Source organism: bacterium, from assembly GCA_041649255.1.
Lineage (GTDB): Bacteria > Hydrothermota > UBA3073 > JACQXS01 > JAQTXJ01 > JAQTXJ01.
Window position 1 is genome coordinate 173,284 of record JBAZNK010000003.1, and the last position, 24,282, is coordinate 197,565.

Here is a 24,282-nt window from a genome sequence, read left to right on the forward strand (position 1 = left end):
TTTATCTGTCATTCCTTCGTCTCTGCTGTCCGTCCGCCTCAGGCGGAGCGGTGGTCATCATTTCTTTATTTATTCTACCGGGCAGGAAGACAAGACGAGATGCAGTATTCCCATCTTGCTTCCTACCCGCAAATCAACAGGAGAATGCGTCGTATTATTTTCTTATTATTTAAACCCGTAAGAAAGGGAAGTTCCGAATCTTCTTGGTAATCCTTCAAATGCTGCACCTGCACAATGTCCGTCAACCGTAAATACATTAGGTCCGTATGATGCTGTACAGTATTCCGTATCAAGAAGATTTTTCCCGAAGACAGAAAAAGCAAACATTCCGAAATGAAGAGCAATATCAGCATCTATCAGATTATAACCCGGGAACTTAATTATATTGGCAGCATCATAATAAGAAGTTCCGGTGTAGTGATTTGTGATTTCTCCGCTTATCAGTTTATTGCTGTAACCTATTCCTATAGACCATAATTGAAGCGCTGAAAACGGTCCGCTACTATAAAGGTATTTTCCTTCTCCTTCGGGTGCAAACTTATCGTGAAGCACCCTGGGGTCCATCTCGGTAAACGTTCCAAAAAGTTCAAATCCCGATAAGATAGAACCGGGTCTTATTGAAACATCAATTTCAAATCCTTTTACTTCCTGGTCAATAGCATTCTCATACGTATTTGTTGCAGGATTAATTTCTTTTACACCTCGCCTGATATCATCGTAAACAGCAAGATTTAAACTCAGTATACCTCCGAAAAAACGGGATTTAATTCCAGCTTCCTTGCTTGTAGTTATCTCCGGCTTGATAAGATTTGTATCGGTTACGCCTTGTTGAGGACTGAAACCCTGTCCACAGCTACCATAAACATTAATCTTTGCGTCATTTTTTTCTAACAGATGACAAAGAAGTCCGACACGATATGGGTCTGCATTCTGTGAGAAGGTGTCTATTATTCCCGAAGGAATACTAATTTTGTATTGATTGTATTTGCAATGACGGATACCTGCTTCAAGTTCAAAAATCTTTAGAAGAGTTAAATTGCTTTGAAGGTAAACGCCATAATCTTCTGTCTTGCTTTCTGAGTAAGTTGGCTTTGCATAAACGTAATTTGTTGGGCTGGGTTCAACCAATGTATTAATATCCAAAGGAATATAACTGGATGATTTGTATTGTATACTTTGGGAATAACTCTGGGATGGTTTTAACTCGCAATTAGCACCGGCTGTTAATGTCAACGTGTTTCCCGCAATTTTCATTTGTTTCTGGAATTGTGTTTCACCGAATCCACTGCAGCCATTGCTTCTTGAATTATTTGCCCAACGATAAACAGTATCTCCTTTTGGAGAGAAACCCCTTAATCTCCCTACTGCTCCTTCAGTCAATTTCTGCCAGCCAGAAATAGTGCTTGTAAGACTTGTTGTGGAGTTAAAGTTATGTGTCCATATTGTTCCTAATCTGTATGTAATTTGATAGATATAATCACGGTTAGGAATAGAATAATTTGTACCACGGTCGGGAAAGTAGTGAGTTATTCTTTTCCCGAGTGAATCTACCCATATAGTAGTTAGCTGAGCTTGATAGCCATTATCATATCCTCCGAGTACTTTTAACTTGTCTTTTTGAGTCAATCCTATCTCAAGATGTGTATAAAAGTCATATATCTTGCTATTTGCAGGTGCCTTTGCGCCACTTGCAGTATCCGTTCGTGTCTGCCAGCCATCAGCAGCCCTAATTCCTCCTGTAACTGCGAAGGTTGAATTCTTGCCGATATTTAATGGGCCTGAAGCGGTTAAAGAAAGTTTTTTCGTCCCGGTAACAGTTTCATAACCTGTGTTTGCTGTTATTTGATTTTCCTCTGTTCCTGCTTTTGTGATAACTTGCACAACGCCGCCAAGAGAGTTCTTACCGTAAAGAGCTCCGCAAGGTCCCTTTATTACTTCTATCCTGTCAACTGCTTCAAAAGGTAGGTTTGCTATTTGCCCTCCTGTCTGGGGAATACCGTCCACAAGAAAAACACCCCTCGAACTTTCCCATCCCCGCATTGAGAATCCCCATGAACCTCCCATTACATTGGATTCTCCATATTGACAAAGTTGTACTCCTGAAATATTCCTTAAAGCCTCACAAACGCTATTATTCTCCGGGGCTTTTACTTTACTTTCATTAACAACACTTACGGCTGCGGCTGCGTTAAAAACCTTTGTAGGTACTCTGCTTGCAGTAACAACTACTTCCTGCATTTGTAAGGCTGTTGTTTTAAGTTTTATATCCGGTAATGTATTTTCGCCTTCGGATATTACTATTTCAAGTTTTTCTGTTTTATATCCTATCATTGATGCCGTAATATTGTATTTCCCGGGCTCAATATTCATAGAGAAATTTCCTTTATTATCCGTAAATGCTCCCATACCTGTGCCTTCTATAATGATATTCGCACAAATAAGCGGCTTCCAGGTATCCGAATCAATGACTTTCCCTGTGATTTTGGTAGTCTGTGCCGATAGTGTAACTGCTACTGAAAATAGCAGTAAACACAACATAACCTTTCTAACACTTTTTTTCATACTACCTCCTTTGATTTTATTTTCATCAAATTTAATTATGGTATTTTGTTACTTACTATTTTTTGTTTTGTCAATAGGGGTAATGCTGTATTTTATAAATGAATTAGAAAGGCATTAAGGTATTGAACTATCGGGGTATTCAAAAGGATTTAAGAGGGGAACAAACTATTACAAATTCCTTACAGTTCTTTTTTTATTGCATATCTTATTAAGTCTGCAAGTTTATGAATGGACAATTTTCTCATTACATTTGAACGGTGTGTTTCTATGGTTTTTACACTTCTGACAAGAATGTTGGCAATTTCTTTATTGGAATGTCCTTCTCCTATTAATTTTAAAACTTCTCTTTCTTTTGAAGTTAAAGTGTCAAAAGTTGTTTTCATATCATTTTGTTTCTGGGGGAGAGAATGTTTTTTATCTAATAGTTGTTCTGCTATTTTATTGCTAAAATATGTTCCACCTTTTTCTATAATTTTTATTGCAGAAATAAGGTTTTTTGCCAATGTTTCTTTTAATAAGTACCCATCAGCTTTTACAAGTAAAGCTTTTTTTATATATTCTTCATTGTCATACATACTTAATATAAGAATTTTTATTCCCGGGCGTTTTTTTTTAATTATCCGTGTTGCTTCTATCCCATTCATTAGAGGCATAGAGATATCCATTAGCATTAAATCAGGAACTAACTTATCTGCGAGCTTAATGGCTTCTTTCCCGTTCTGAGCTTCTCCGACAATCTGTATTGAACAATCTTCTTCCAGTAGTTTTTTTAACCCTTCCCTTACTATATTATGGTCTTCAATTAGGACGATTTTCATTTTTGTTTGCCGTTAAGTTAAGTCCCCCCCCCCCCAGAGGCAAATTTCTCGGGAGCGGGTATTTTTATTTCTATGTTTGTGCCTTTACCGATTTGCGATTCTATATTAAAAACGCCATCCATTAAATTTACCCTTTCCTGCATACTAATGATACCTACCTGGTTATTATATTTTCTTTCTTTAAGATATTGTTTAAAGTCAAAACCGTTTCCGTTATCTATTATGGAAAGCAAGAGATTTTCATCTTCAACTTTTATAAATATGTTTATTATAACGGCTTTGCCATGTTTTATAGCATTGGATACTGCTTCCTGGACTATCCTGTATATATTGGTTTCAAAAATAGGAGACAATCTATAATTTAAGTTGTTTTTAAGTTTGATGTTAGTTGTTGTGCTTGCAGAACAATTTTTTATATACCATTTCAATGCAGGAATTAACCCGTGGTCGTCAAGTATATTAGGACGTGTGTCCATAGATAATTTTTTTAGCTCCCGTATACTTTCATCAATTAGTTTTATAGTTGGATCCATAGATTTGGAAATAATTTTTTTGTCTTTGCCTTTTTTATGGTTATGAGCCATTTCCATATTCATTTTTAGCACACTCAAATTTTGACCTATCCCATCGTGTAATTCCCTTGAAATTTTTTTACGTTCTTTTTCCTGCCCTTCTAATACACTGGCAATTATCTGTTTATTCATTTCTCCTTTTTCTTTTTCGTACTTTTCTTCTATTTCTATATTTTTCTTCATTAAATTAATGGTTCGTAATCCCCAATAACCTAATAAAAATATAGCTAAAGTTTCTCCACAGATTTCAAAAACATCTTCTAAATCTGCAAAGGCTGGTTGTGCATTGTGACAAATATTATAAATTATACGGGCAATAAAAGGCGTAAGCACCAGAACGATAGTTAGTATATAGCCTTTTTTAAGAGTTTGGTATCCTTTCTTTATTTTGGTTTTCATTAAGTTAATTATCTAAAACGTTAATCAAAATGATTTGCATTATCCTTTCTTTTTATTGGTATTTTTATTTCAATTCCTGTTCCTTTGCCAGTGTCAGATTTTATGCTTAAAGCGCCATTCATCAAAGTTACTCTTTCTTTTATACTTACAATGCCTATCTTATTGTTATTATTCATACCTGTCAAGTATTTCTCTGGTTCAAATCCTTTCCCATTATCTTTTATGGATAAGAACAGTTCGTTATTCTCTGCCTTTATAAATATATTTATAACTTTTGCTTTGCTGTGTTTTAGGGCATTGGATAAAGCTTCCTGAATTATTCTGTATATGTTGGTTTCTATGCCGGGAGATAATCTGCATTCAATATTTCCGGTAAATATTATCTTGACACCTGTGCTTGCGGAACAATTTTTTATATACCATCTTAGCGTGGGAACCAATCCAAGGTCATCCAAGATGCTGGGACGTACATCCATAGATAATTTCTTCAATTCTTGTATGCTTTCATTAATTAAGTTTATGGTTGAATTGAAATCTTTAGAAAGGTTTTTATTGCTTTTTTTAGTTGCCATTTCAAGATTCATTTTCACGATACTTAAGTTTTGCCCTACGCCGTTGTGCATTTCTCTTGAAATTTTTTTGCGTTCTTTTTCCTGCGCTTCCATTACGCTTTCAATAATTTTATTATTCATTTCTTCTTTTTCTTTTTGATGTTTTTCTTCCAGTTCCCTGTTCCTTTTAATAGCTCCACTAAGTGTTCTTGTGGAGAAGAAACCTAACAGAAATATTGTTAAAGCTTCAAAACAGACCTCAATAACATCTCCTAAATCCGAAAGAGGGATGTGTCGTTCATAACGCAAATCATAGAATATATGATTAATAAAAGGTAGAATGACTACGATAATAGTTATTATGTATCCCCATTTAAGAATATTTTGTTCTATTTCGGTTCTGCTTTTCATATATTTATATGATATTTTTATAGTAGTGTATATTAATCTTGTCAATAGGGGAAATGTTGTATTTTTTTTGAAACAGGAAAAAACAATTAGTTAATAGGGTATTAGGATCCTACGCTTCTGAATAGGTATCCCTAATCGCTAAAACTCAAGGGCTTCCTATATTAGTCATTAGAAATAAAAAAACAGAAATTATTCAAAGAGCACAATCACCGCTTCTCCTACCCCGCCTCAGCGGGGTAAACTCTGGACAGGCAAGCGGTCGCCGCCCAAGCGGGATGTCCCGGATGTTCCATTTGAAACCTGACTGCCGTCAGGCAAGTTGTGCCTACAAAAGAAACAAACAAAAAGGCGAACTGCTGTTCGCCCCTACGAATCTAACACACTGGAGAGCACAATTTGAAATTGTGCCTACGGGTCCAAAAACAAAACGGGCAGACGCTTAGGTCTGCCCCTGCGAAAAATAATAAACAAATATTAAAAACAGATTATTTGAGTTTGATGAGTTTTAGAGATCCTTTAGATTTGTTTCTTACAAAGTATATGCCCTGTCTTACATTTTTGCCCTTGTTATCTTTCCCATCCCATTTTATTTCGTTATTCGTTAAACGTGAATCGTTAATCGGGGAAAGAGTTTTTACTAATTTTCCTGCTATATCATAAATTGCAAGGCTAAAGCCTTGCCCTACATTTCCATCGGCTACTGCCAACGAAATACTGACCACTGTTTTATTAACAAACGGGTTTGGCTTTGCTGTCAATTCCGCATTCCGAAATCCAAAATCCAAATTTGACTTGTCTTCAATTCCGGCGCATTGTTTATACCATTTGCAGGGAATACCATTTACGATAGACCACAGTTTGTAATGTCCCTGGAAATCTGACATATCCAGAGATACGTTTGTATGCGCGGTATCCCAAGAAGTGCTGTTTGGCATATTCATAATTTCCCCGCCGCCATTACCTTGCCAGTTCCCTCCACCCACACGGACAAGAGAAATTATCGGATGGTCGTTAGACGATTTATGACAATAGTTTCCACCATCTGCTTCCGATACGCCGCGGAAAAGAGTCCCCTGTATGTTCATTGTAGCAGATATGGGCGTTATCGAAGGGTAATTGGTTATTGTTGACTGCCATATATCCTGGTAACCAAGTCCTACATCATATTGTTCAATGGAATTTACATATGAAGTTCCGTCAAAACCGCCTATTGTATATACATAAGGTTTGAGATACGGAAGAAGAATTGATGAGTGATAAGCCCTTGGAGTTGTTAGTGACGCGGTAACTTTCCATTCGTGCTTATTTGTTAAGGAATCAAAACCTGCTGCCGGATCCCAGATTTCACAGGAGGAAATTGAATTTGTGCCGTTTGTTCCACCGGTTACTAAAACAAGACCGGAATAAAGTAGAATAGCATTATGCGCATAACGGGCTGAATTTAAATTTCCTTCGGACGACCACGTATTGGTTGCCGGATTGTAAACTTCACAAGTATTTAATGCCGTTCCGCCTGCTCCTTTTCCACCAATCACGAGAACTTTCCCTGACTGCAAAAGCGTTGTAGTATGCAAGTTTCTTGCGTTGGCCATAGATGCCGCATTTGTCCAGTTTGTCCCGTCCCAGAGTTCGCAAGTGTTTGTCGGCGTCCCTGCAGCGGTTTCCCCGCCTATTACAAGGATGTTCCCGTTTAAGAGCAATACAGCCGAATGTCTTGCTCTTGCAGTGCTCATAGGATTTACGGTTGTCCATACCCCACCGCTGTATGTTTCGCAGGAGTTAAGATAGGAACCATTTTCCCCGCCTGTTACGAGAACTCTGCCGTCTTTAAGTAATGTAGCAGTATGGTCAAACCTTGTATCTGTCATTGTTCCTGAGTTTGTCCATACTTCCGTTAGTAAGTTAAATGTTTCGGAAGAATTAAGCGGGGTGGAGGCATTTTTCCCTCCCGCTACCAGCACTCCCGAAGACGGCAAAAGCGTAATTGTGTGATAGCTTCTTGGGGTATTAAGCGAGCCTGTGTTTGCGGCAACATCTCTTTGATAATTGTATAATTCGCAGGAATTAAGTGTCCCGCTTCCATTTTCACCACCGGTAATAAGGACATTCGTGGAACAATTACTCGTGTGTATTATGGGAAGAGCAGTGATTGCTGCAGCCCTGCGTCCTGTATTAATCGTTGTTTTATTTGCGAATATTCCCTGTGAAGGGTCGTATATTTCGGATTGAGGTGGAAAACCCGACAGTTGAGTTCCCATTGCCAGAACTTTTCCCGTATAAAGTATTGCGAGAGAAAAATGGTCTCTTTCGACCATCATACTGTCTGTCATAGTCCATGCCCCTGCTGCGGGGTCATAAAGCTCACAGGTCTTTTCGACGGTTCCTCCTGCCATAAGCACTTTTCCACAAGGCAACAAAGCCATTGCTGCAAACGATCTAGCCGTAGTGCTCATAGGTCCGGTTGTTGCCCATGTGCCTGCTGCCGGGTCGTAAAGTTGAGTTGGAGACAAAATTGCGGTCATTAATACTTTTTCCCAAGGGGGAGGGAGCAATACGCCTACGTGTGCTTTTCTTGCTACAGCCATTGAAGCTGTTTGTGACCATGTTCCTAAAACAGGGTCATATATTTCACAATTTACTATTTTTGATGCTGTCGCTCCACCACCCGCGAGGAGTACATTACCGTTCGGAAGGTTTAATTGTACTCCGCTTCCGTGATTATATACGGTTGAGCCCGTTGCGCTTAAAGAATTACCAGCAGGGTCATATATCTGGCAATGTTGTCCATCATAAGGTATAAGCACTTTACCGTTTTTCATTAAGTTATAACAATTCCAACTATCCCATGCGGCAAGCGAAACCCCTGCGCTGGACCATATTTGGGTAATCGGGTCGTAAAACCAAAAGTTACAAGCGCTGCCATCAAGATATAAAATTTTTCCATTTCCTATAAGTATTCCAAGGTCATGGCTTGACATTGCAGGTAATGCGCTTTTAGTCCATATACCTGTTGCAGGGTCAAAAAGTTCATAGTTAGAATAATCATTTAAGCCACCCATAACCATTACTTTGCCATTATTAAGTCCGGCACACTCAAAACCGGAACGTCCCGTATTAAGATTTTTTGTCGGGCTCCACTCCGAATATGCTATTCCATATAATAAAAACAAGGATAATAGGTAGAACATCCAGCCCCGGCGGTGAAGATTAAAATAATTTTTCATCTTACCTCCTTTTACTTAAAACAGTTGTTAATTTTTATAGTACTAATGTAGTTAACCCCGTTAGTTATAAGTTTGGGGAATATATTATGAAGGTATATTGTTCCTAATGTTTTGTCAATAGTTTATTTGTGAAAGTTAAATGCGGCCTGTTTGGTAGGGGAGAGGGGTTGGATTTTATTTTAAGATAAAGGTTATAAGGATGGGGACGACAACAGTTAAAACTGCTCCACTGAAAACGGATATTATCGCGTATTCTTTCCCGACAAATTTTGTGATAACCGGGAGGGTTACATCCATTGATGTAGCGCCTCCGGAAGCTATAGGTGCCAATTTACCAAAATATTTTACCAATACCGGAGCGAATAATAGTGTTATAATTTCCCTGAAAATATTAGAAAGCAATGCCAATACTCCTAAAGCTTCACTGCTGATTTTCGTGATGAGAATACTTGACAGGGTGTAATATCCAAACCCACATCCTACGGCTGTCAATTCTTTCAAGGAAATATTTTTTATGAAAAACGAAGATAGAATGACGCCTAACAATGTTCCGACAATTATTGATAAAGGCACTAAGACTATTTTAATATTTGTATTTTTTATAATCTGCCAGACTTTTGCGTCACTGCCTATGCTGATTCCAATCAAAAATATTAACAAATAAAGACTATAAAGAGTAAGGTTTGCATTAAACATAGATTTAGGTATGCGTAAAAACAATGCGCCTAAAACACCTAAAATAAAGAAAGCAATTATGATTAAGCTATTTTTCATCTTTTGCTTTTTTGAAATAAAGAAAATAAACTATATAAGAAACAAGGATACTTCCGATTACAGTTCCAAGAGCAATAATAATTGCATTAATCCCAATGTCTCCGATATTATTGATTATTTTGTCATTGGAACCAATAGCAATTCCCAAAAGTAGTAAAAGTAAGTAAATAGTCCAGTTTGTAAGCTTATCTGCAAAAGTAATAAGCCCTTTTTTTCCCCGCAACAAAAATCCAAATAATATTCCTGAGAGTAATAATATGATTATAATTAGCATAAAGGTATTTTATGTGGTACTATTTACTCCAGATATTCCAGCTGGAATAAAGTATGGTTGTGCCGCTTCCGATAGCGCTGACGGCAACACCGGAATATACGCTCATAAGAACATATAAGTCATAGTATCTGGAATATTCACAATCATATTTTTTTGTATTATGTGTCCAAATGCTGCCCACAGTTGTTCCCCACAAGATTCCACCCAGTAAGCCGGTAGCAGTGCCTTTGAGAAAGGCAACGAGCTTGTTATCTTCCGTTTTGATCCAGCTTTTAGCAAGTACTCCGGATAATAACCCTCCAATTGTGCCAATCCCAATATCGGCTATGCATGCCGGGATTATTACGTTCCATCGCCCGGTATAAAGGTTGTACCCGTCTTTTTCGATTGCGAAAGGGACAAAAATAGAAGAGGCGTGGAAAACACTGCCGGAAATTCCTGCAATCACAGAGTTTTTTAAGATGTTGCTTTTCACTCCTTTATCTTGTTCCCAAATAGAATTATCATAATATGGAAGAGGCTCTCTATTTTCTAGAGAACCTAATAACGTTAAAAATAGTAAAAAATTCATAATTTTAAATATATCATATCATTTGATATTTATTTTGATGTTTGTCAAATTGTTATTTTAAAAAGGGAAATAGAAATCCCGGTGTAAAAAATCATTCTTTTGAAATGAAAGAAGGTTAATGAAGTTAACAAATCAATGTAATGAAGTAATTTTAATACAAAAATTTATTGACAAAAGCTATTGCATAATTACTTTTACCTTATGATTGCATTTTATGGTGTGCTTGTGTTTATGATTGTTGCTGCAGTAATTGCCTGTGAAATCAAGGATTTACTGGGTGCTGTTATTGCAATGGGCGCCGTCGGATTTTCACAGGGGCTTTTATTCCTTATGTTACAGGCTCCGGATCTTGCAATTACTCAGGTAGTTGTGGAGGTCTTAACTCTTGCCATATTCATAGCTGCAATATCAAGAAGCACAAGAGTAGACACAACTAAACATATATTACCTGCATCAATAGTAGGGATATGTGTTCTTATTCTCGTTATTATTGGCACTATACAAGCGATGGGGTTTTTGCCTCCGTTTGGTTCTCCGCTCATGAGAGTTTCGGATTTTTATATTAAAAATGGACTAGTCCAAACGGGAGCACCTAACCTTGTAAGCGCTATAATTCTTGATTATAGAGGCTACGATACGCTTGGAGAAGCTACGGTTTTATTTACTGCCACTATAGGGGTGCTTGTTATTCTCAGAAATCACGGGAAAAAAGAGAAAGATAAATAATTTAGATGTTTCGTAATTTCACAAAAGTAGAATCCCAACATCTGTAACATCTGTCAGAATAGGAAGTGCCATCCGGGTAGTTTCCCGATTCAATATAATTTAAAAATCTTTTTAGGGTTTTTCCTACTATTATTATTTTAATTGTTTTTATGCTATCCAATGATGCAACTGCTACCGGGCTTGTAAATTCAACACTCTTATTGTCCATATATCTAAACTCAAGATAATCTATACCTCTTGCAATTATTGAAGTATCCGTAACGCCGTTCATATTCTTGTTTTTGTAGAGATTACCGTCGGAAATGCTATAGCCTATTTCTTCCCCGATATCGTATACTCCATCTGTGTCTGTATCGGTTCGTATCCATATAAGATTTGACTGCGCATCTACTACTCCGGGGGTAAAAGCAGGTGCGGGGGCTTCTTCCGGGTTGAACCCTGCGCTTCTTAAATCTTCAACCATAATGTCAAGCGCTCCGCGAACATTTGTGCGAAGGTCAATTAGAGAAGTTTCTCTTTTATAGAGTTGTTGATTGTGAATTTGCAAAGATATTGCCAATGTCATAATTATACCTAAAATTACAAGTGTTACAATAAGTTCAATCATAGTTAAGCCTTTTTTATTCATGGTTGCTCACTTGTGTTACAAGATTAATACTTGCTTCATTTTTGATTACTCTGCCCGGGGGGGGCCAATGACATACAATGTTTGCCTGTATAAGATTTCCCACCGTGCTTAGACTCCAGTTTAAAGTTATAGTTTCGACCTTGTAAGTGCCGCTATCCTGTCCTGCAGATATAAGATTTTGTAGGCTATCGTATCCCATACTTCTTATTTGTTCTATTTTGTCTTCGGCAAGTATTGTTGCCTGGCTTATTCTATCTGCCCTTGCATTTACTATTGAGGCGGTTGGGAAAAGTCTTACCATTGCGAGAACACCAATTGCAAGAATAAGTGTTGACACCAGAACTTCTATTAAAGTAAAGCCTTTGTTTTTCATTCTTGCACCTCTATGTAACCCGTAGCCGGTATAAGGTAAAATGTTACACTGTTATTTTGCGTATTAACGATACTAACATTACAGGGAGTCGTAAGTGCTGTCCTATCTTGATGGAATTCGTAGGTAATATCGAAAGAATTTGATATTACTATTCCATCGGGGAGTGTTTTTGAAGCACCACCAGGGTTTATCCTATAGGTGTTAGTAGCCTTTTCAAATATAACCTGATAGTTTTGTTGTTCGGAAAGTGCGCTTGAGCGTGCGGCGTTTAAGGTAGACAGAATTTCATTCTTGGCGGTATCTAATTTGGTTTTCGCTATATAATTTTTGAAACTTGGGATACTGATTCCGATAATGATGCCCATCATTACTATTACTATCATTAACTCTGTTAGTGTCCACCCTTTGCTTCTTCCCATATTAGTATTATGTTTTTATTTTATAATTCTGTCAATGGAAATTTTATTTTTGGCGTTTTTGCTTATTTTTGGACGCAGATTAACCAGAGAATAAAAAATTAGAAAAAATACAAACAGATAATATTGCCAATGATAAACACAGATAAAAACACAAAAAAAGAATAGATTTGTTTTCAACAGGGATTTAAAGCCTCGCTTTGCGTGATAGAAATCCCTCCAGTAAAAGACTCCGAAGAGGCTCTACAAAACAAATTTAAGAGCTTCTAATAAGAGCTAAAGCTCTAAGGGCTTGCTAAGATTGGAGGAGATTAAAATAAAGAACAGATAAGAGAATTCTCACAAAATAGGACACAGAGTTAAAATAAAGAAAGGGGGGAAGCTCTCGAAACAAAAAACTTGACACTATAGAATATTCCTGTAAAACTTGCCACATTCGTTTATATAAAATGTGGAACATCCCGCCTTGTCGGAGATCCAGCTGTGGCGGTGGGCGGTGAGGATGGAATATGGAAATCATTAAAAATGTAATTGATTTTTTACTTCACATAGATAAATATCTTGGAGTTATTGTTCATAATTACGGAACGCTTTCATATCTTTTCCTTTTTCTTGTAATATTTTGTGAAACCGGACTGGTAATTACACCGTTCCTTCCGGGAGATTCTTTGATTTTTGTGATAGGAACTATTGCAGCTAAAGGGTCCATAAACGTGTTTCTACTTTTCTTTGTTCTGACGCTTGCAGCAATTCTTGGAAATACGGTCAATTACTGGATAGGAAATTATTTTGGGGAGAAAGTCTTTGCGAAAAACCCTTTATTCAGGAAGGATTACCTTGAAAAGACAAAGGAATTTTATAGAAAGCATGGGGGAATAATAATTATCATTACGAGATTTATGCCAATTATAAGGACATTTGCTCCGTTTGTTGCGGGGATTGGAAAGATGAATTATGCAAAATTCCAGAGTTTTAATGTAATTGGCGGGGTTGTATGGGTTGCATTCTTTTTGTTCGGAGGATATTTTTTCGGAGGAATCCCATTTGTTCAAAATCACTTGTCAGGCATAATATATTTAATTGTTTTTATTTCTTTTGTCCCACCGGTAATTGAAATACTGAAGAGAAGGTAATTATTTACTTGTATACTTTTCAAATCCATCATCCATAAAACTTCAAAAAACTTGACTTACCTAAAAAAGATATTATATTCAATAATTAATTTCGTGCGCGGGTGTAGTTCAGTGGTAGAACGCCAGCTTCCCAAGCTGGATATCGTGGGTTCGAGTCCCATCGCCCGCTAAAAGAGTATTATTTATGGGGGGCGCTTAGCTCAGTTGGTTAGAGCGTCTGCTTGACGTGCAGAAGGCCGTGGGTTCGAATCCTACAGCGCCCAAATGAAATTTTTGTATGTAAGGAGGAAAGGGAAATGAAAAATAAATATTCTCCGTATCTGGAAATCGGGATTTTTTTATCTGCTTGTTTGTTGGTTTTTTTGCTTGCCTATCCACAGTATAAAGAAAAAATAGAAATAAAGCAAAGATATATGATAACGGTATCCGCTTATTCTTTACAGGCAGCCGTTGAAAATTATGCAGCATATAATAATGGGAGATTTCCAAAAGATCTTTCTGAAATTGAAAAGTTTTATACTCCACCGGTGAATTCATATACACAAAAACCTATTACAACTAGCGATATACAGGTTTTTGAATATGATTTAAGAACGGAAACAAGTAATTTTAGTTCGGATGGACAGAATGCAAGCTTAAAAGGGATGATTGGCGGATTAGCTTATGGTTATTATATTGCGCCTGCCGATTCTTTCCCGTCTTCTTATGGGATAGTGGGGTTTGATAATACGGGAAAACCGCTTGCAGACAAATTACCTTCCGGTGAAATAAAAGTTTTTGTTCTTAACTCGGAAGAGTAATGTTCCTGTTTGGAGTATAAGCTTTTATACTGCGATATTTAGAATTCAAATGGGTTTTAGTTTGGGGGTTACAATATTAAATTAGATTTGTAACGGTATGGAAAATTTGGAGGCGCGATGACTAAAATTATCGGGGTTATTGGGGGAGCAGTTTGCAACGAAGATATTTATGAAATGGCTTATGAAGTCGGCAGGGATATTGCTAAAAGTAAAAATATAGTTATATGCGGCGGTCTTACCGGAGTTATGGAAGCCGTTTGCAGGGGCGCAAAAAGCGAAAACGGTATTACCATAGGAGTTCTGCCGGGAAGGACGAAAAACGAAGCCAATAAATGGGTAGACATACCAATCGTTACCGGAATGGGGCTTGCAAGAAATATAATAATCATAAGGTCAAGCGATGTTGTTATTGCAGTAGACGGAAGAGAAGGAACTTTGTCCGAAATTGCTTTTGCCAATATACTTGAAGTTCCCGTTGTAGGATTAAACACATGGGAAATCGATGTCCCCATACAAAGAGTTACTAATCCTTCCGAGGCAGTTACGTTGGCGGTAAAAATAGCAAACGAACGAGTGCATATATTAAAAGAACCTATTATTTAATGTTAATTCGAGCTAATATATTCGTAGATGGTTTGGTCCAGGGAGTATGCTATAGAAGTTTTACGCAAGTTAATGCGAGGAATCTAGGATTGACTGGGTGGACAAGAAACTTGTATGATGATAGGGTAGAGGTGCTCGTAGAAGGGGAAAGAGGTTTGATAGAAGAGCTTATAAAAATATTACAGGTCGGTCCGACATCGGCAGATGTTAAAGGAACGAAAGTAAATTGGATGGAATACAAGGGTGAATTCCCGAGTTTTCAAATAATAGATTTTGAATAAATTGCTAACAGTAAACAAAAGGAGATAAAAATTATGAGTTACTCTAAAACTGTTTTACCAAATGGACTGAGAGTGGTTACCGAAAGAATTGAAAATGTCCGTTCCGTGTGTCTTGGAGTATGTATTGTCCAGGGAGCTCGGGATGAAACGGATTCCGAAAGCGGCATCTCTCATATGATAGAACATCTTATTTTTAAGGGAACTCGTAAAAGAACGGCGAAAGATATTGCAATACAGGTAGATTCTATTGGCGGCGAACTGAATGGTTTTACGGCGCACGAGTTCACATATTTTTATGCAAGATGTATGGATGAGCATTTTGAATTTGTATGGGATATTCTTTCGGATATAGTGAAAAATGCCAAATTTGAGTCCGACCAGATAGAACTGGAAAGAAATGTTATACTTGAAGAAATTAAAAGTTTTAACGATTCCCCATCCGAGCAGGCGTTACATATACTATCGCAATTATTATTTGACTCTCATCCATTTGCCCGTTCAATTGCAGGGTCTGAGGATAATGTAAAAAGGTTTTCGCAGGAAGATATTTTAAAGTTTCGGAACTCTCATTACAAAGCTCCCGGGATTATAGCAGTTGCATCCGGTGCAATACAACATAAGAATTTTGCCGAACTTGTATCCAAAACACTGAAATTTTCCAAAGAAACTTTATCTGCAAGAAATAATGTTTTACCGAAAAAACTATCCTCAAAAATCAGACAATTAGAGAAGAAAGATATTTCACAGATTCATCTGGCTATGGGGACTAAAAGCATAGAATACAAAAATAAAGATAGGTATGCGTGGTCAATCCTGACTACTATTATGGGCGGGGGAATGAGTTCAAGATTATTCCAGAGATTACGTGAAAAAGAAGGTCTGGTTTATGAAGCATTATCTTTTCTTGAACTTTTTAGTGATACGGGAATATTCGGAACGTATCTTGTTACTGACCCTAAAAATGTGAACAAAGCGATTGATTGCGTGTGGGATGAATTTGACCAGCTCAGGAAAAATGGATTGGAAAAGAAAGAACTTATCAGAACTAAAGGACAGTTAAAAGGGAACCTGATGTTAAGTTTAGAATCTACATCTTCAAGAGTTGCGAGCTTATTAACCAATGAAATGCATCTTGGTAAATATGTGTCTCCGGAAGAAACGATAAGGAACATTGATAAAGTAAGCGCGGATGATGTTTTATCTATTGCGGATAAATACCTTATTCCTGAAATTTATGCCATCTCAAAAGTAGGTCCGCTAAATCAAAAGTAGTATTGTATTGGAGGACAGGAGAAATCCCTCGTTTCTACTTGCTAGATATGGAGATGAAACATTCCGCCCTGGCGGAGCTAGAATTCAGGGATTTGAAAGGTGCGATTATTCACGATTTCCCTTATAAAAAGGCAAATCGTAAATGCCCGCATACTGCTCTTATCTCAATTACGCATTCAGGCGCTTGTGTTCATAATTGCCCGATGTGCTATGCACGAGCATACCCATGGTCATCCGCCTCAGGCGGAGAAAACAAGCTAATCGTTTATAAAAATTTAATTCCCAAATTGGAATCGGAGATAAATCAGGCAAGTATATTGCCGCCATTTTATATCTCTCAGGTAAGCGACGCCCTGCAACCCGTTCCCGAAATACGGAAGATTACGTTTGATATAGTGAAATTGCTTATGAAATATAAGTTAAGTTTTAGGATTATAACTAAATCCGCAGACGGAGCACTGGAGTTATTGAAAGAAATACCGGAGTTAAAAAAATACCCGTACTGGTACATTGCAATTACGGTTGAGGCAACGGAAGAGAAACAGAAAATTACCTCCCCCGGCGCATCTAAAATCACCGATAGATTAAGCGCAATAAAAGAATTAACGAATGCCGGCGTACCGGTTGTCGGCAGAACCGACCCGACAATATTAGGTTTTATTGGTATAGAGGAGGTATGTGAGAACATAAAACAACTTGCTTCTGCGGGAGCAAAACATATAATAGGTTCACTCGGATATTATAATGTGTTGTCTATGGGCAGATTAGTTAATGCGTTGGAAAATTCACAATGGCGGAATTCCATTCCTTTAATAGAAGGATTTTATGGATTCAAGGCAAATGCATTAAACACTTACCCATCGAATAAACGTTTTATGACATCATTATCCACGCGTATAAAGTTTCATTCCATATTAAAAACCGCTGCCGAAAAAAGCGGGTTAACTTATGCGGTATGTCTTGAATTGCCGAACAAATATGATTCACAGAATATTAAAACCTGTGAAGCAATGCCAAATAATTTTGTTCATATTAAAGGGGTTAACGGAGAATTCCAACCTATAAACTGTTCGGCGGACTGTATAAGAAGCTGTCCCGATGTTCAAAAACCTTTATGCGCGGTAACCGGGAAAATGCCTTTTCAGGAGTATCCGTATAAACTAAAAGAGTTAATGTCAAAAAATCTTCCCCGGATTTAATATATTATTCGGGTCAAAGACTTTTTTTATGTTTTTCATAAGGGCAATCTGCGTGTTGTCGAGAGCCATATTGATGTAAGGTTGTTTTGCTAAACCTATACCGTGTTCTGCAGAAATTGTCCCGCCAAGTTTTATAACGAGTTCAAATAATTCTCTGATGATTAACGGACATTTCTTCTTCCATTGAGGGTCTTCTATTTCACTAAGTATATTTGTATGAACGTTTCCATCACCTATATGCCCGAAACTTATTATAGTTACGGAATGTTTTTTTTCTATTTCTTTTATTCCTTTTAACAATGCAGGTATTTTATTTCTTGGAACAATTACGTCTTCACTTACTTTTAGTTTATACTTTTCTTTAAGCGCATCGGAAATGCATCTTCTTGCTTCCCATATTTTTTCCTGTTCTAATTTGCCCGTTGATACGATTACGTCTATTGCACCTGTACTTAAAGCAATATCACCTATTGTGTTATATTCTTTTTCCAATTGTTCTTTATATTCTCCATCAAGTTCTATGAACAACTGCGCTTCTGCTTCTCTGTAAGGCAATTTTCTTTTCAGGAATATTTCCGCCGCTTCAATGGCAGATTTTTCCGCAAACTCAATTGCAGAAGGAAGTATTTTTTGACGAAACATAGCGAATGCAGAGTTCGCTGCGCTTTCTATGTCTTTGTACGGAATTAAAAGTATGACTCTTTCTTTTGGCAAAGGAAGCAATCGTAATGTGGCCTGAGTTATGATTGCAAGAGTTCCTTCCGAGCCCAGAATCAAATCCATCAGGTTATACCCAACGACGTTTTTTACTAATTTCCCGCCGCAGGTTATTATCTCTCCCGTTGGAATTACTGCATTCAAACCCGTCACATAATTTTTTGTCGTTCCGTATTTTAGCGTTCTTGCCCCGCCTGCACATTCTGCAATGTTTCCGCCGATACTGCACGAGTCAAGGGACGCAGGGTCCGGCGGATAAAACAAATCGTATTTATTGGCTTCTTTGCCGAGGTCGGCATTTATAACACACGGTTCTACGATTGCCATCATATTTTCTGTGTCTATTTCTATGATTTTATTAAGTCTTTCAAGGGATAAAACAATCCCACCGCATTTAGGAATGGCGCCGCCCGATAACCCCGTTCCGGTTCCACGAGGGGTGACTGGAATTTTTTCTTTGTTCGCAAGATACATTATTTCCTGTATCTCTTTTGCACAACCGGGTTTTACTACAACATCGGGGAATGCAGATAATCCAACCGTTTCATCGTGAGAATATTTCTCGCAATCTTCGGGCAGAACTAATACGTTGTCTTTACCTACAATATTTTCTAAGCTTTTGAGATTCTGCTCTCCAATTGTGTTTTTTGAATATTTTTTCTGCATTAGCTGCTAACTCCTTAGCTTTGTTCGGATTATTGTAAAGAGAAATAATCTTTTCTGCAAGTTCTTTTTCGTTTCCCGGAGTAAAAAATAGTATGGAATCTTTATCAAAATAAGTTCTTATGCCTATCGTAGAACTTGCAATTATGGGAATATTCATTGCGGCATATTCAAGAAGTTTGGTATTTAATACTTCTTTTGTGAAACAATCTGCGCGGTTCGGAACAATTCCCGTGCTCATTTTGGAAAGTATATCGGGTAATTCATCTACGGTTACAAATTTTTTACTAAAATATACTTTGTCTGCAATGTCTAACTTTGATGCTAAACTTATAAGGTTGTTTAGCTCTTCGCCGTCTCCTATAATATGTAATTTTATTTCGGGGATAGCAGTTTTTACAATGGGAATAGCTTTTATAATAACATCAACGCCGTATCGTTTTACCAGTGTCCCGTGATAAACAATGTTATAAAAATCATCTTTTTGTTTAGGCCTTAGATAGAAAACTTTTTCATCGGGAAGATTCATTATGACGTCGCATTTTTGCGCGGGAACTCCTCTTTTAATGAGTCTATTTCTCCAGATATCCGTTACCGTTATAACGTTATTGGCAAATCTGCAGGAAAGCTTTTCGCTTATGGTTAATACATCCACTATCAACCCTTTTGAAACTTTCGCAGTATAAAGTTCGGGTTGCAAATCGTGAATATCGAGGATTATTTTCTTGCCGCACAATTTTGGGACAATGCCTGCAAGGATAAGCATATCCGGGGGAGTATGGAAATGGATAATTTTATAGTTACAACCTTTTCTAAGAAGCCGTAGAAAAACGAGAACGCCAAAAAAGCAATAATCCGTAAGTTGAACCAATATTTTTTTGCTGTAATGTCTTCTCATAGGAAGGCGATAGAAAGTTACTCCGTTTTCGTTGCCTGTTATTGGTTCGTTATTTTTCCTCAAACAAATGACATCAACGGTATGTCCCATTTTTGTTAATGCAATTGCTTCTCTCTGGACTCTTGATTCATCCCAGGGGTAATAAGCGTAAACTACCATACAGATTTTTATTTTTTTATTCATTTCTCTAAAAGAGGAAAATTAGGATAGGGTTTATCTATGTTAATTTAATAGATGCTGTTCATAATTTTGTGTTATATGCCAGCTGGTCAATCTGACATTCATACTTTATAAATATCTTTACTTTTATTCCACCATTCATCAAATGGCGGAAAATTTACTGTCCTTTTTACTTCACTATATTGCCCTCTAACAACAGTATCAGTTGACGGCATATTATAGCATAGATTTTCTGAAATAATCCATCTATCGTGAATATCCGCTTTTAATTTATTATCAACTATGACACGTAATTCACATTTTACACCATTATTTATGAGTTCCTCTTTTAAATCTTTATACAAAGATTTGAATTTGTCATTCACCTTCTCTGGCGACATCAGAATTTTAATATTTTTTACTTTACCGGTATTAAGTGAATCCGATAACCAATCTAACCCTGCCCTTGAAAAATATTTATCTACCCAATAAATATATTTTTCGCAAGAATTAATAATATCTCTAACTGTTTTTTTATTTGAAAATGGTTTTTCTGGGGACAGTAATTTGGTATCCGGTGGTCTATAGATAACTTCAAAAATTGTTTTTATTTTCTTATCATGTGAATGGACTTTATATTCCAACTGATTCAACTTGTTAAGTATCCCTTTATTTGCAGAAACCAATTTTCTGATATTAACAAATACCCGCATTATACTGATATTTACTTGTATCGCTCTTTTACTGTTAAGAACACTAGAAAGCATAGCAACACCCTGTTCAGTAAATACATAAGGTAGGTATCTACTCCCACCCCATCTTGAGGTTTCAAATTGAAACCTCAAGTTAATAAACTCTTCTTTGGTTAATTGAAACATAAAATCATACGGAAATCTATCTATATTTCTTTTCACTGCAAGATTAAGTGATTTTGTTTTTACGCCATAAAGTTCGGCAAGGTCCCTATCTAACATTACATTTAGTCCCCTAATCACAAATACCTTTTTTTCAATAATGTCTTGTTTAACAATCTCCATCATTCTTCTTTCAATCCCAAAATTATTTATTTTTTACTCGAAATGGAAACACCAAATTGGTAACAGATTACAGAATAATGTCAAGGGGAAAGTGATTTTGTGAGATATCTGTCAGTAGAAATGAGTATAAAAAGGAAAAATGGAAAAGAGGGATATTGGGATAGGGATTATTTATGTTAATTTAATAGTCCGATGTCCCTAATTTGTAAATGTTGAAATGTCATAAATTATAAAGTGGGTAGATGAGAGCATCTGCTCTTCCGCCCGAGGCGGATTGAAGCCGAGGCTTCAACCTACCCTTTAGTAACGATAAAAACTATGTTAACAATATTTACTTCTCCAGTTTTATTCTTTCAATATTAAAGTCAAGGGCTTTGTCTTCGGAAATGCCAAGAAGGTTCGCAATTACATGATACGGTTTTATTTTGCCTATACGCATTAGTAAAGAAAGAGTATCTTTTTCATATTCTATTTCCAAAACGAAGTCTCTCAAATTCAAATCATTTACAATAATTTCATTTTTTTCCATAAACTCATCTATTTGTGTTTTATCTAATGTTATATTATCAACCAAGTATTTTGATTTTTTGAATTCTTCAAACAACGGCAAAGAATTATCCATTACTTTCAAGACTTCCAATATCTTCAAACCTATGGGCATAGATTGTTCCAATTTGGATAGTATATCTTTCGGTGATGGAGAATTTTCAAGTAATACGTCAAAATATTCTTCCTGTGATGTCAATCCGAAAGGCAACGGCGCGGAAAAAGATATTTGAGGCCGTTTCACAAAACCCTGAGAATAGATAACAGGCAACTCGGCTCTTTCTATTGCTCTTGTGATGGCTCGGACAAGGTCTAAATGTCCAAGAAATTTCAGTTTTTCCTGCTTTGCATATTTAACGCGTATCCTTACTTTTCCGGCAGAGAAAGAAGAAACGGTTTTTTTTGTTCTGCCAAAATTGACATCGTTTTGGGGCATTTCTTTTCTTGTCGGGATTGTGTAAGTTGAGACGCAGACTCCACAATTGGAACATTCTTTTCTGCAATCACTTGTTAAGGTTGCTTTGTGACGTTCTTCCAGAAGATATTCTTTTGTAACGCCCGAATCTATATAGTCCCATGGCAAAGGAATATTCTCATCTCTTTCTTGCAGATAAGTTTCCGGGGATATACCCGTTTTTTCAAAAGCTTGTTCCCAGCAATTAAAATTAAAGTATTCCGTCCATGCATCGAATTTCGCTCCTGCTTTGTATGCGTATTCTATAATCTGGGAGGCTTTTTCGTCCCCGCGCGCAATTATTCCTTCCAGCAGTGATATCCTGGGGTCCCTGTAATTAAGTTTTATTCTTCCCCGGATATTATTTTTAAGATATCGCGCTTTATCTTCCATTGTTGACGGGCTTTCTTGCGCTTCCCATTGAAAAGGAGTGTGCGATTTTGGAACAAAAGGAGATATAGAAATATTAATTTGATTCCTGAAAACCTTTGTAATTTTGTTTGTAAGGCTTACTATCCCGTCTATATCCGACGGTTGTTCTTTTGGCAAACCAATCATATAATATAGTTTAATGTGAGTAGTTTTATGTTTTGTTGCGTTTTCACAGAATTCAAGAATCTGGGAATCTGTCAGGTCTTTGTTTAAGACGTTTCTCAGACTTTCCGTCCCGGCTTCGGGGACTATAGTAAACCCGTGATTCGGGAGCAGGGAAATAAGTTCGGATGAAAAAGCAGAAGCAGGGAGGGAAGGCAAAACCGGATTAAGGTTCATTTGTTTTATTTCTTTAATGATTTCTATTATTTCCGAATGTTCCGTTACATTGAGGGAAAGCAAAGATATGTCCGTGTATCCCGTATTTTTAACTCCTTCTTTTATAAGTTCCAATATGTCTTTTGCTTTTCTTTCCCTGTAAGGTCTTCTTGTCATACCGGGCTGGCAAAACCTGCAACCTTTTATGCATCCGCGGGCAGTTTCGACGACAAGCGCATCCCGCTCTATGGCAAGAAATGGCAATATAGGACAGGATGGGAACCATTCTTTCTTGAGGTCTAGGGCATACTGATTTTTGGCATAACTGTTCATCCCGGGAACGAATATCCCGTTTATTTTTGACAGTTCTTTAAGTAATTCTGTTTTCTTTAATTTATGAGTTTTAGATTTTTTCAGGAGGTCAAGAAATTCGGGCAATATGGGTTCTATTTCTCCTATAAAAAAAGCGTCAAAGAATGCCGATAACGGAGCAGGATTAAATGTTCCGGGCCCGCCCGCAATGACAAGCGGATGAGATTCTTTCCTTTCTTCTCGATGAATGGGAATATGAGAGAGCTCAAGTATATTAAGGACGTTCGTATAGGTAAGTTCGTATTGCAGAGAAAAACCGAGGCAATCAAAATCTTTGATTGGAGTTTGGGATTCGATGCTTGTAATGGGAATGTTATTTGTTCGGAGACAGATTTCCGCATCCGGTGCAGGGGCAAATGTACGCTCACAAAGAACGTCTTTATCCATATTAAGTAAGTGGTATAAGACTTGTAATCCCGAATAACTCATACCGATTTCGTATAAGTCGGGATAACATAAAGCGAATTTAACCAATGTGGTATCCCATGATTTATGAGTAGCGTTCAATTCGTTATTTGCGTAGCGAAGAGGTTTGCTTAAGTGGGGCAGATAATTATTCAACATTTAATCCAGAAGTATGTAGTATTTTAGAATAAAATCAAGTTTTTTCTTCGATTTGTTATTTATACTAAACAACGAAAATAATCCATTTAATGTGGATTAGCAAGTGGATGGTAGAAACAAATATATTATATGATAGAACTTAGTGAGCGAAGAACAGTACTGCGGTGGTAATGCCAAGCACATCAAAAGTTAAATCTTTGTAACTGAAGAGGGTTTTTTTGCAAAATTTGTCGTATAATTCTTTGCTTATGCCAAATAAAGCTGTAGTTGAAATAGATAACATTTGTGCACCCGGGGTAGGATTATTTAACTGGCAATGGTAAACATGAAAAATAAGAGCAGTAGTTCCGAGGCTATAAGAAAAATGATGAAACTTATCTAGTCCAAGCCATTCATCTTCATAATCTTCAAGATAACCGTTGTCTTCAAAATAACCTTGTTTTTGCTGGTAATTAAGCTGGAGAGAATCCGGTATGGTTACCGTTGAATCAGATTTCCCTGCCAATAAAGTAAAAAGCAATATTAACATATTAAT

The 24,282-nt window shown here is 37.0% G+C and carries 24 protein-coding genes and 2 tRNA genes; 10 read left to right on the forward strand and 16 right to left on the reverse strand.

Translation table 11 applies throughout. The annotated features are described in order from the left end of the window. Nucleotides 1-165 precede the first annotated feature (165 nt). From WC614_03620 to WC614_03635, 4 genes are all read right to left on the reverse strand, one after another. Nucleotides 166-2,562, reverse strand: a complete 2,397-nt coding sequence (locus WC614_03620; protein ID MFA5032090.1) for a TonB-dependent receptor — start codon at nt 2,560-2,562, stop codon at nt 166-168. A gap of 179 nt (nt 2,563-2,741) precedes the next feature. Next, nucleotides 2,742-3,380 carry a response regulator transcription factor gene (locus WC614_03625; protein ID MFA5032091.1) on the reverse strand — a complete coding sequence of 213 codons (639 nt, stop codon included), beginning with the start codon at nt 3,378-3,380 and terminating at the stop codon, nt 2,742-2,744. A 17-nt stretch (nt 3,381-3,397) separates the two neighbouring features. Then, nucleotides 3,398-4,351: a sensor histidine kinase gene (locus WC614_03630; GenBank protein ID MFA5032092.1), complete on the reverse strand. Its 954-nt coding sequence runs from the start codon at nt 4,349-4,351 to the stop codon at nt 3,398-3,400. Nucleotides 4,352-4,371: 20 nt separating this feature from the next. Then, a complete protein-coding gene (locus tag WC614_03635; protein MFA5032093.1) occupies nt 4,372-5,313 on the reverse strand; it encodes a sensor histidine kinase in 942 nt (313 codons plus the stop codon). 284 nt (nt 5,314-5,597) lie between these two features. On the opposite strand from WC614_03635, the gene WC614_03640 reads away from it, so the two are divergent. After that, nucleotides 5,598-5,756: a hypothetical protein gene (locus WC614_03640; GenBank protein ID MFA5032094.1), complete on the forward strand. Its 159-nt coding sequence runs from the start codon at nt 5,598-5,600 to the stop codon at nt 5,754-5,756. A 42-nt stretch (nt 5,757-5,798) separates the two neighbouring features. Here the strand turns inward: WC614_03640 and WC614_03645 are convergent, their stop codons facing one another. From WC614_03645 to WC614_03660, 4 genes are all read right to left on the reverse strand, one after another. After that, nucleotides 5,799-8,537, reverse strand: a complete 2,739-nt coding sequence (locus tag WC614_03645; GenBank protein ID MFA5032095.1) for a kelch repeat-containing protein — start codon at nt 8,535-8,537, stop codon at nt 5,799-5,801. Nucleotides 8,538-8,711: 174 nt separating this feature from the next. Continuing rightward, nucleotides 8,712-9,311 carry a lysine exporter LysO family protein gene (locus tag WC614_03650; GenBank protein ID MFA5032096.1) on the reverse strand — a complete coding sequence of 200 codons (600 nt, stop codon included), beginning with the start codon at nt 9,309-9,311 and terminating at the stop codon, nt 8,712-8,714. Next, a complete protein-coding gene (locus WC614_03655) occupies nt 9,301-9,585 on the reverse strand; it encodes a LysO family transporter (GenBank protein ID MFA5032097.1) in 285 nt (94 codons plus the stop codon). The genes WC614_03650 and WC614_03655 overlap by 11 nt, the downstream gene beginning before the upstream one ends. A 19-nt stretch (nt 9,586-9,604) precedes the next feature. Further along, a complete protein-coding gene (locus WC614_03660; protein MFA5032098.1) occupies nt 9,605-10,156 on the reverse strand; it encodes a hypothetical protein in 552 nt (183 codons plus the stop codon). 201 nt (nt 10,157-10,357) lie between these two features. Here WC614_03660 and mbhE point away from each other — a divergent pair, with 201 nt between their 5' ends. Further along, nucleotides 10,358-10,882 carry a hydrogen gas-evolving membrane-bound hydrogenase subunit E gene (mbhE, locus tag WC614_03665; GenBank protein MFA5032099.1) on the forward strand — a complete coding sequence of 175 codons (525 nt, stop codon included), beginning with the start codon at nt 10,358-10,360 and terminating at the stop codon, nt 10,880-10,882. 1 nt (nt 10,883) lies between these two features. Here the strand turns inward: mbhE and WC614_03670 are convergent, their stop codons facing one another. From WC614_03670 to WC614_03680, 3 genes are read right to left on the reverse strand one after another with little or no spacing between them, the layout of a single operon-like run. Further along, a complete protein-coding gene (locus WC614_03670) occupies nt 10,884-11,510 on the reverse strand; it encodes a prepilin-type N-terminal cleavage/methylation domain-containing protein (GenBank protein MFA5032100.1) in 627 nt (208 codons plus the stop codon). Continuing rightward, the gene (locus tag WC614_03675; protein ID MFA5032101.1) at nt 11,503-11,883 is read right to left on the reverse strand and encodes a prepilin-type N-terminal cleavage/methylation domain-containing protein; all 381 of its coding nucleotides are present in this window, start codon (nt 11,881-11,883) and stop codon (nt 11,503-11,505) included. The genes WC614_03670 and WC614_03675 overlap by 8 nt, the downstream gene beginning before the upstream one ends. Then, complete coding sequence (locus WC614_03680; GenBank protein MFA5032102.1) at nt 11,880-12,302, reverse strand: prepilin-type N-terminal cleavage/methylation domain-containing protein; 423 nt, start codon at nt 12,300-12,302, stop codon at nt 11,880-11,882. The genes WC614_03675 and WC614_03680 overlap by 4 nt, the downstream gene beginning before the upstream one ends. Nucleotides 12,303-12,808: 506 nt before the next feature. On the opposite strand from WC614_03680, the gene WC614_03685 reads away from it, so the two are divergent. From WC614_03685 to WC614_03720, 8 genes are all read left to right on the forward strand, one after another. Next, nucleotides 12,809-13,432, forward strand: a complete 624-nt coding sequence (locus WC614_03685; GenBank protein ID MFA5032103.1) for a DedA family protein — start codon at nt 12,809-12,811, stop codon at nt 13,430-13,432. A gap of 97 nt (nt 13,433-13,529) precedes the next feature. Further along, nucleotides 13,530-13,601: transfer RNA gene (locus WC614_03690), tRNA-Gly, on the forward strand. Nucleotides 13,602-13,621: 20 nt separating this feature from the next. Continuing rightward, nucleotides 13,622-13,695, forward strand: a tRNA-Val gene (locus tag WC614_03695). A gap of 33 nt (nt 13,696-13,728) precedes the next feature. Further along, a complete protein-coding gene (locus WC614_03700; protein MFA5032104.1) occupies nt 13,729-14,232 on the forward strand; it encodes a hypothetical protein in 504 nt (167 codons plus the stop codon). Between the two features lie 117 nt (nt 14,233-14,349). Next, on the forward strand, nt 14,350-14,835 hold the full coding sequence (locus WC614_03705) for a TIGR00725 family protein (GenBank protein ID MFA5032105.1): 486 nt from the start codon (nt 14,350-14,352) through the stop codon (nt 14,833-14,835). Continuing rightward, complete coding sequence (locus WC614_03710; GenBank protein MFA5032106.1) at nt 14,835-15,116, forward strand: acylphosphatase; 282 nt, start codon at nt 14,835-14,837, stop codon at nt 15,114-15,116. Before WC614_03705 ends, WC614_03710 begins: the two co-directional genes overlap by 1 nt. Before the next feature lie 33 nt (nt 15,117-15,149). Beyond that, on the forward strand, nt 15,150-16,388 hold the full coding sequence (locus tag WC614_03715) for a pitrilysin family protein (protein MFA5032107.1): 1,239 nt from the start codon (nt 15,150-15,152) through the stop codon (nt 16,386-16,388). 53 nt (nt 16,389-16,441) lie between these two features. Continuing rightward, nucleotides 16,442-17,587: a radical SAM protein gene (locus tag WC614_03720; protein MFA5032108.1), complete on the forward strand. Its 1,146-nt coding sequence runs from the start codon at nt 16,442-16,444 to the stop codon at nt 17,585-17,587. Here the strand turns inward: WC614_03720 and WC614_03725 are convergent. From WC614_03725 to WC614_03745, 5 genes are all read right to left on the reverse strand, one after another. Then, nucleotides 17,564-18,970 (reverse strand): FAD-binding oxidoreductase, encoded by a 1,407-nt coding sequence (locus WC614_03725; GenBank protein MFA5032109.1) that lies wholly within the window; start codon nt 18,968-18,970, stop codon nt 17,564-17,566. The two genes, WC614_03720 and WC614_03725, sit on opposite strands and share 24 nt — an antisense overlap. Continuing rightward, nucleotides 18,900-20,048, reverse strand: a complete 1,149-nt coding sequence (locus WC614_03730) for a glycosyltransferase family 4 protein (protein ID MFA5032110.1) — start codon at nt 20,046-20,048, stop codon at nt 18,900-18,902. The genes WC614_03725 and WC614_03730 overlap by 71 nt, the downstream gene beginning before the upstream one ends. Before the next feature lie 98 nt (nt 20,049-20,146). Further along, nucleotides 20,147-21,064: an ORF6N domain-containing protein gene (locus WC614_03735; GenBank protein ID MFA5032111.1), complete on the reverse strand. Its 918-nt coding sequence runs from the start codon at nt 21,062-21,064 to the stop codon at nt 20,147-20,149. A 328-nt stretch (nt 21,065-21,392) separates the two neighbouring features. Further along, nucleotides 21,393-23,747, reverse strand: coding sequence for a TIGR03960 family B12-binding radical SAM protein (locus WC614_03740; protein MFA5032112.1), 2,355 nt, complete (start codon nt 23,745-23,747; stop codon nt 21,393-21,395). Between the two features lie 139 nt (nt 23,748-23,886). Beyond that, nucleotides 23,887-24,276, reverse strand: a complete 390-nt coding sequence (locus tag WC614_03745) for a DUF2279 domain-containing protein (GenBank protein MFA5032113.1) — start codon at nt 24,274-24,276, stop codon at nt 23,887-23,889. Nucleotides 24,277-24,282: the final 6 nt, after the last annotated feature.

Coding starts and splice junctions, on each gene's coding strand:
- WC614_03635 (MFA5032093.1), bottom strand. CDS start 5,313: ATGAAAAGCAGAACCGAAATAGAACAAAATATTCTTAAATGGGGATAC.
- WC614_03730 (MFA5032110.1), bottom strand. CDS start 20,048: ATGAATAAAAAAATAAAAATCTGTATGGTAGTTTACGCTTATTACCCC.
- WC614_03705 (MFA5032105.1), top strand. CDS start 14,350: ATGACTAAAATTATCGGGGTTATTGGGGGAGCAGTTTGCAACGAAGAT.
- WC614_03650 (MFA5032096.1), bottom strand. CDS start 9,311: ATGAAAAATAGCTTAATCATAATTGCTTTCTTTATTTTAGGTGTTTTA.
- WC614_03675 (MFA5032101.1), bottom strand. CDS start 11,883: ATGAAAAACAAAGGCTTTACTTTAATAGAAGTTCTGGTGTCAACACTT.
- WC614_03680 (MFA5032102.1), bottom strand. CDS start 12,302: ATGGGAAGAAGCAAAGGGTGGACACTAACAGAGTTAATGATAGTAATA.
- WC614_03685 (MFA5032103.1), top strand. CDS start 12,809: ATGGAAATCATTAAAAATGTAATTGATTTTTTACTTCACATAGATAAA.
- WC614_03725 (MFA5032109.1), bottom strand. CDS start 18,970: ATGCAGAAAAAATATTCAAAAAACACAATTGGAGAGCAGAATCTCAAA.
- WC614_03670 (MFA5032100.1), bottom strand. CDS start 11,510: ATGAATAAAAAAGGCTTAACTATGATTGAACTTATTGTAACACTTGTA.
- WC614_03740 (MFA5032112.1), bottom strand. CDS start 23,747: ATGTTGAATAATTATCTGCCCCACTTAAGCAAACCTCTTCGCTACGCA.
- WC614_03720 (MFA5032108.1), top strand. CDS start 16,442: ATGAAACATTCCGCCCTGGCGGAGCTAGAATTCAGGGATTTGAAAGGT.
- WC614_03630 (MFA5032092.1), bottom strand. CDS start 4,351: ATGAAAACCAAAATAAAGAAAGGATACCAAACTCTTAAAAAAGGCTAT.
- WC614_03745 (MFA5032113.1), bottom strand. CDS start 24,276: ATGTTAATATTGCTTTTTACTTTATTGGCAGGGAAATCTGATTCAACG.
- WC614_03715 (MFA5032107.1), top strand. CDS start 15,150: ATGAGTTACTCTAAAACTGTTTTACCAAATGGACTGAGAGTGGTTACC.
- WC614_03655 (MFA5032097.1), bottom strand. CDS start 9,585: ATGCTAATTATAATCATATTATTACTCTCAGGAATATTATTTGGATTT.
- WC614_03660 (MFA5032098.1), bottom strand. CDS start 10,156: ATGAATTTTTTACTATTTTTAACGTTATTAGGTTCTCTAGAAAATAGA.
- WC614_03620 (MFA5032090.1), bottom strand. CDS start 2,562: ATGAAAAAAAGTGTTAGAAAGGTTATGTTGTGTTTACTGCTATTTTCA.
- WC614_03645 (MFA5032095.1), bottom strand. CDS start 8,537: ATGAAAAATTATTTTAATCTTCACCGCCGGGGCTGGATGTTCTACCTA.
- mbhE (MFA5032099.1), top strand. CDS start 10,358: ATGATTGCATTTTATGGTGTGCTTGTGTTTATGATTGTTGCTGCAGTA.
- WC614_03735 (MFA5032111.1), bottom strand. CDS start 21,064: ATGATGGAGATTGTTAAACAAGACATTATTGAAAAAAAGGTATTTGTG.
- WC614_03700 (MFA5032104.1), top strand. CDS start 13,729: ATGAAAAATAAATATTCTCCGTATCTGGAAATCGGGATTTTTTTATCT.
- WC614_03625 (MFA5032091.1), bottom strand. CDS start 3,380: ATGAAAATCGTCCTAATTGAAGACCATAATATAGTAAGGGAAGGGTTA.
- WC614_03710 (MFA5032106.1), top strand. CDS start 14,835: ATGTTAATTCGAGCTAATATATTCGTAGATGGTTTGGTCCAGGGAGTA.
- WC614_03640 (MFA5032094.1), top strand. CDS start 5,598: ATGTTCCATTTGAAACCTGACTGCCGTCAGGCAAGTTGTGCCTACAAA.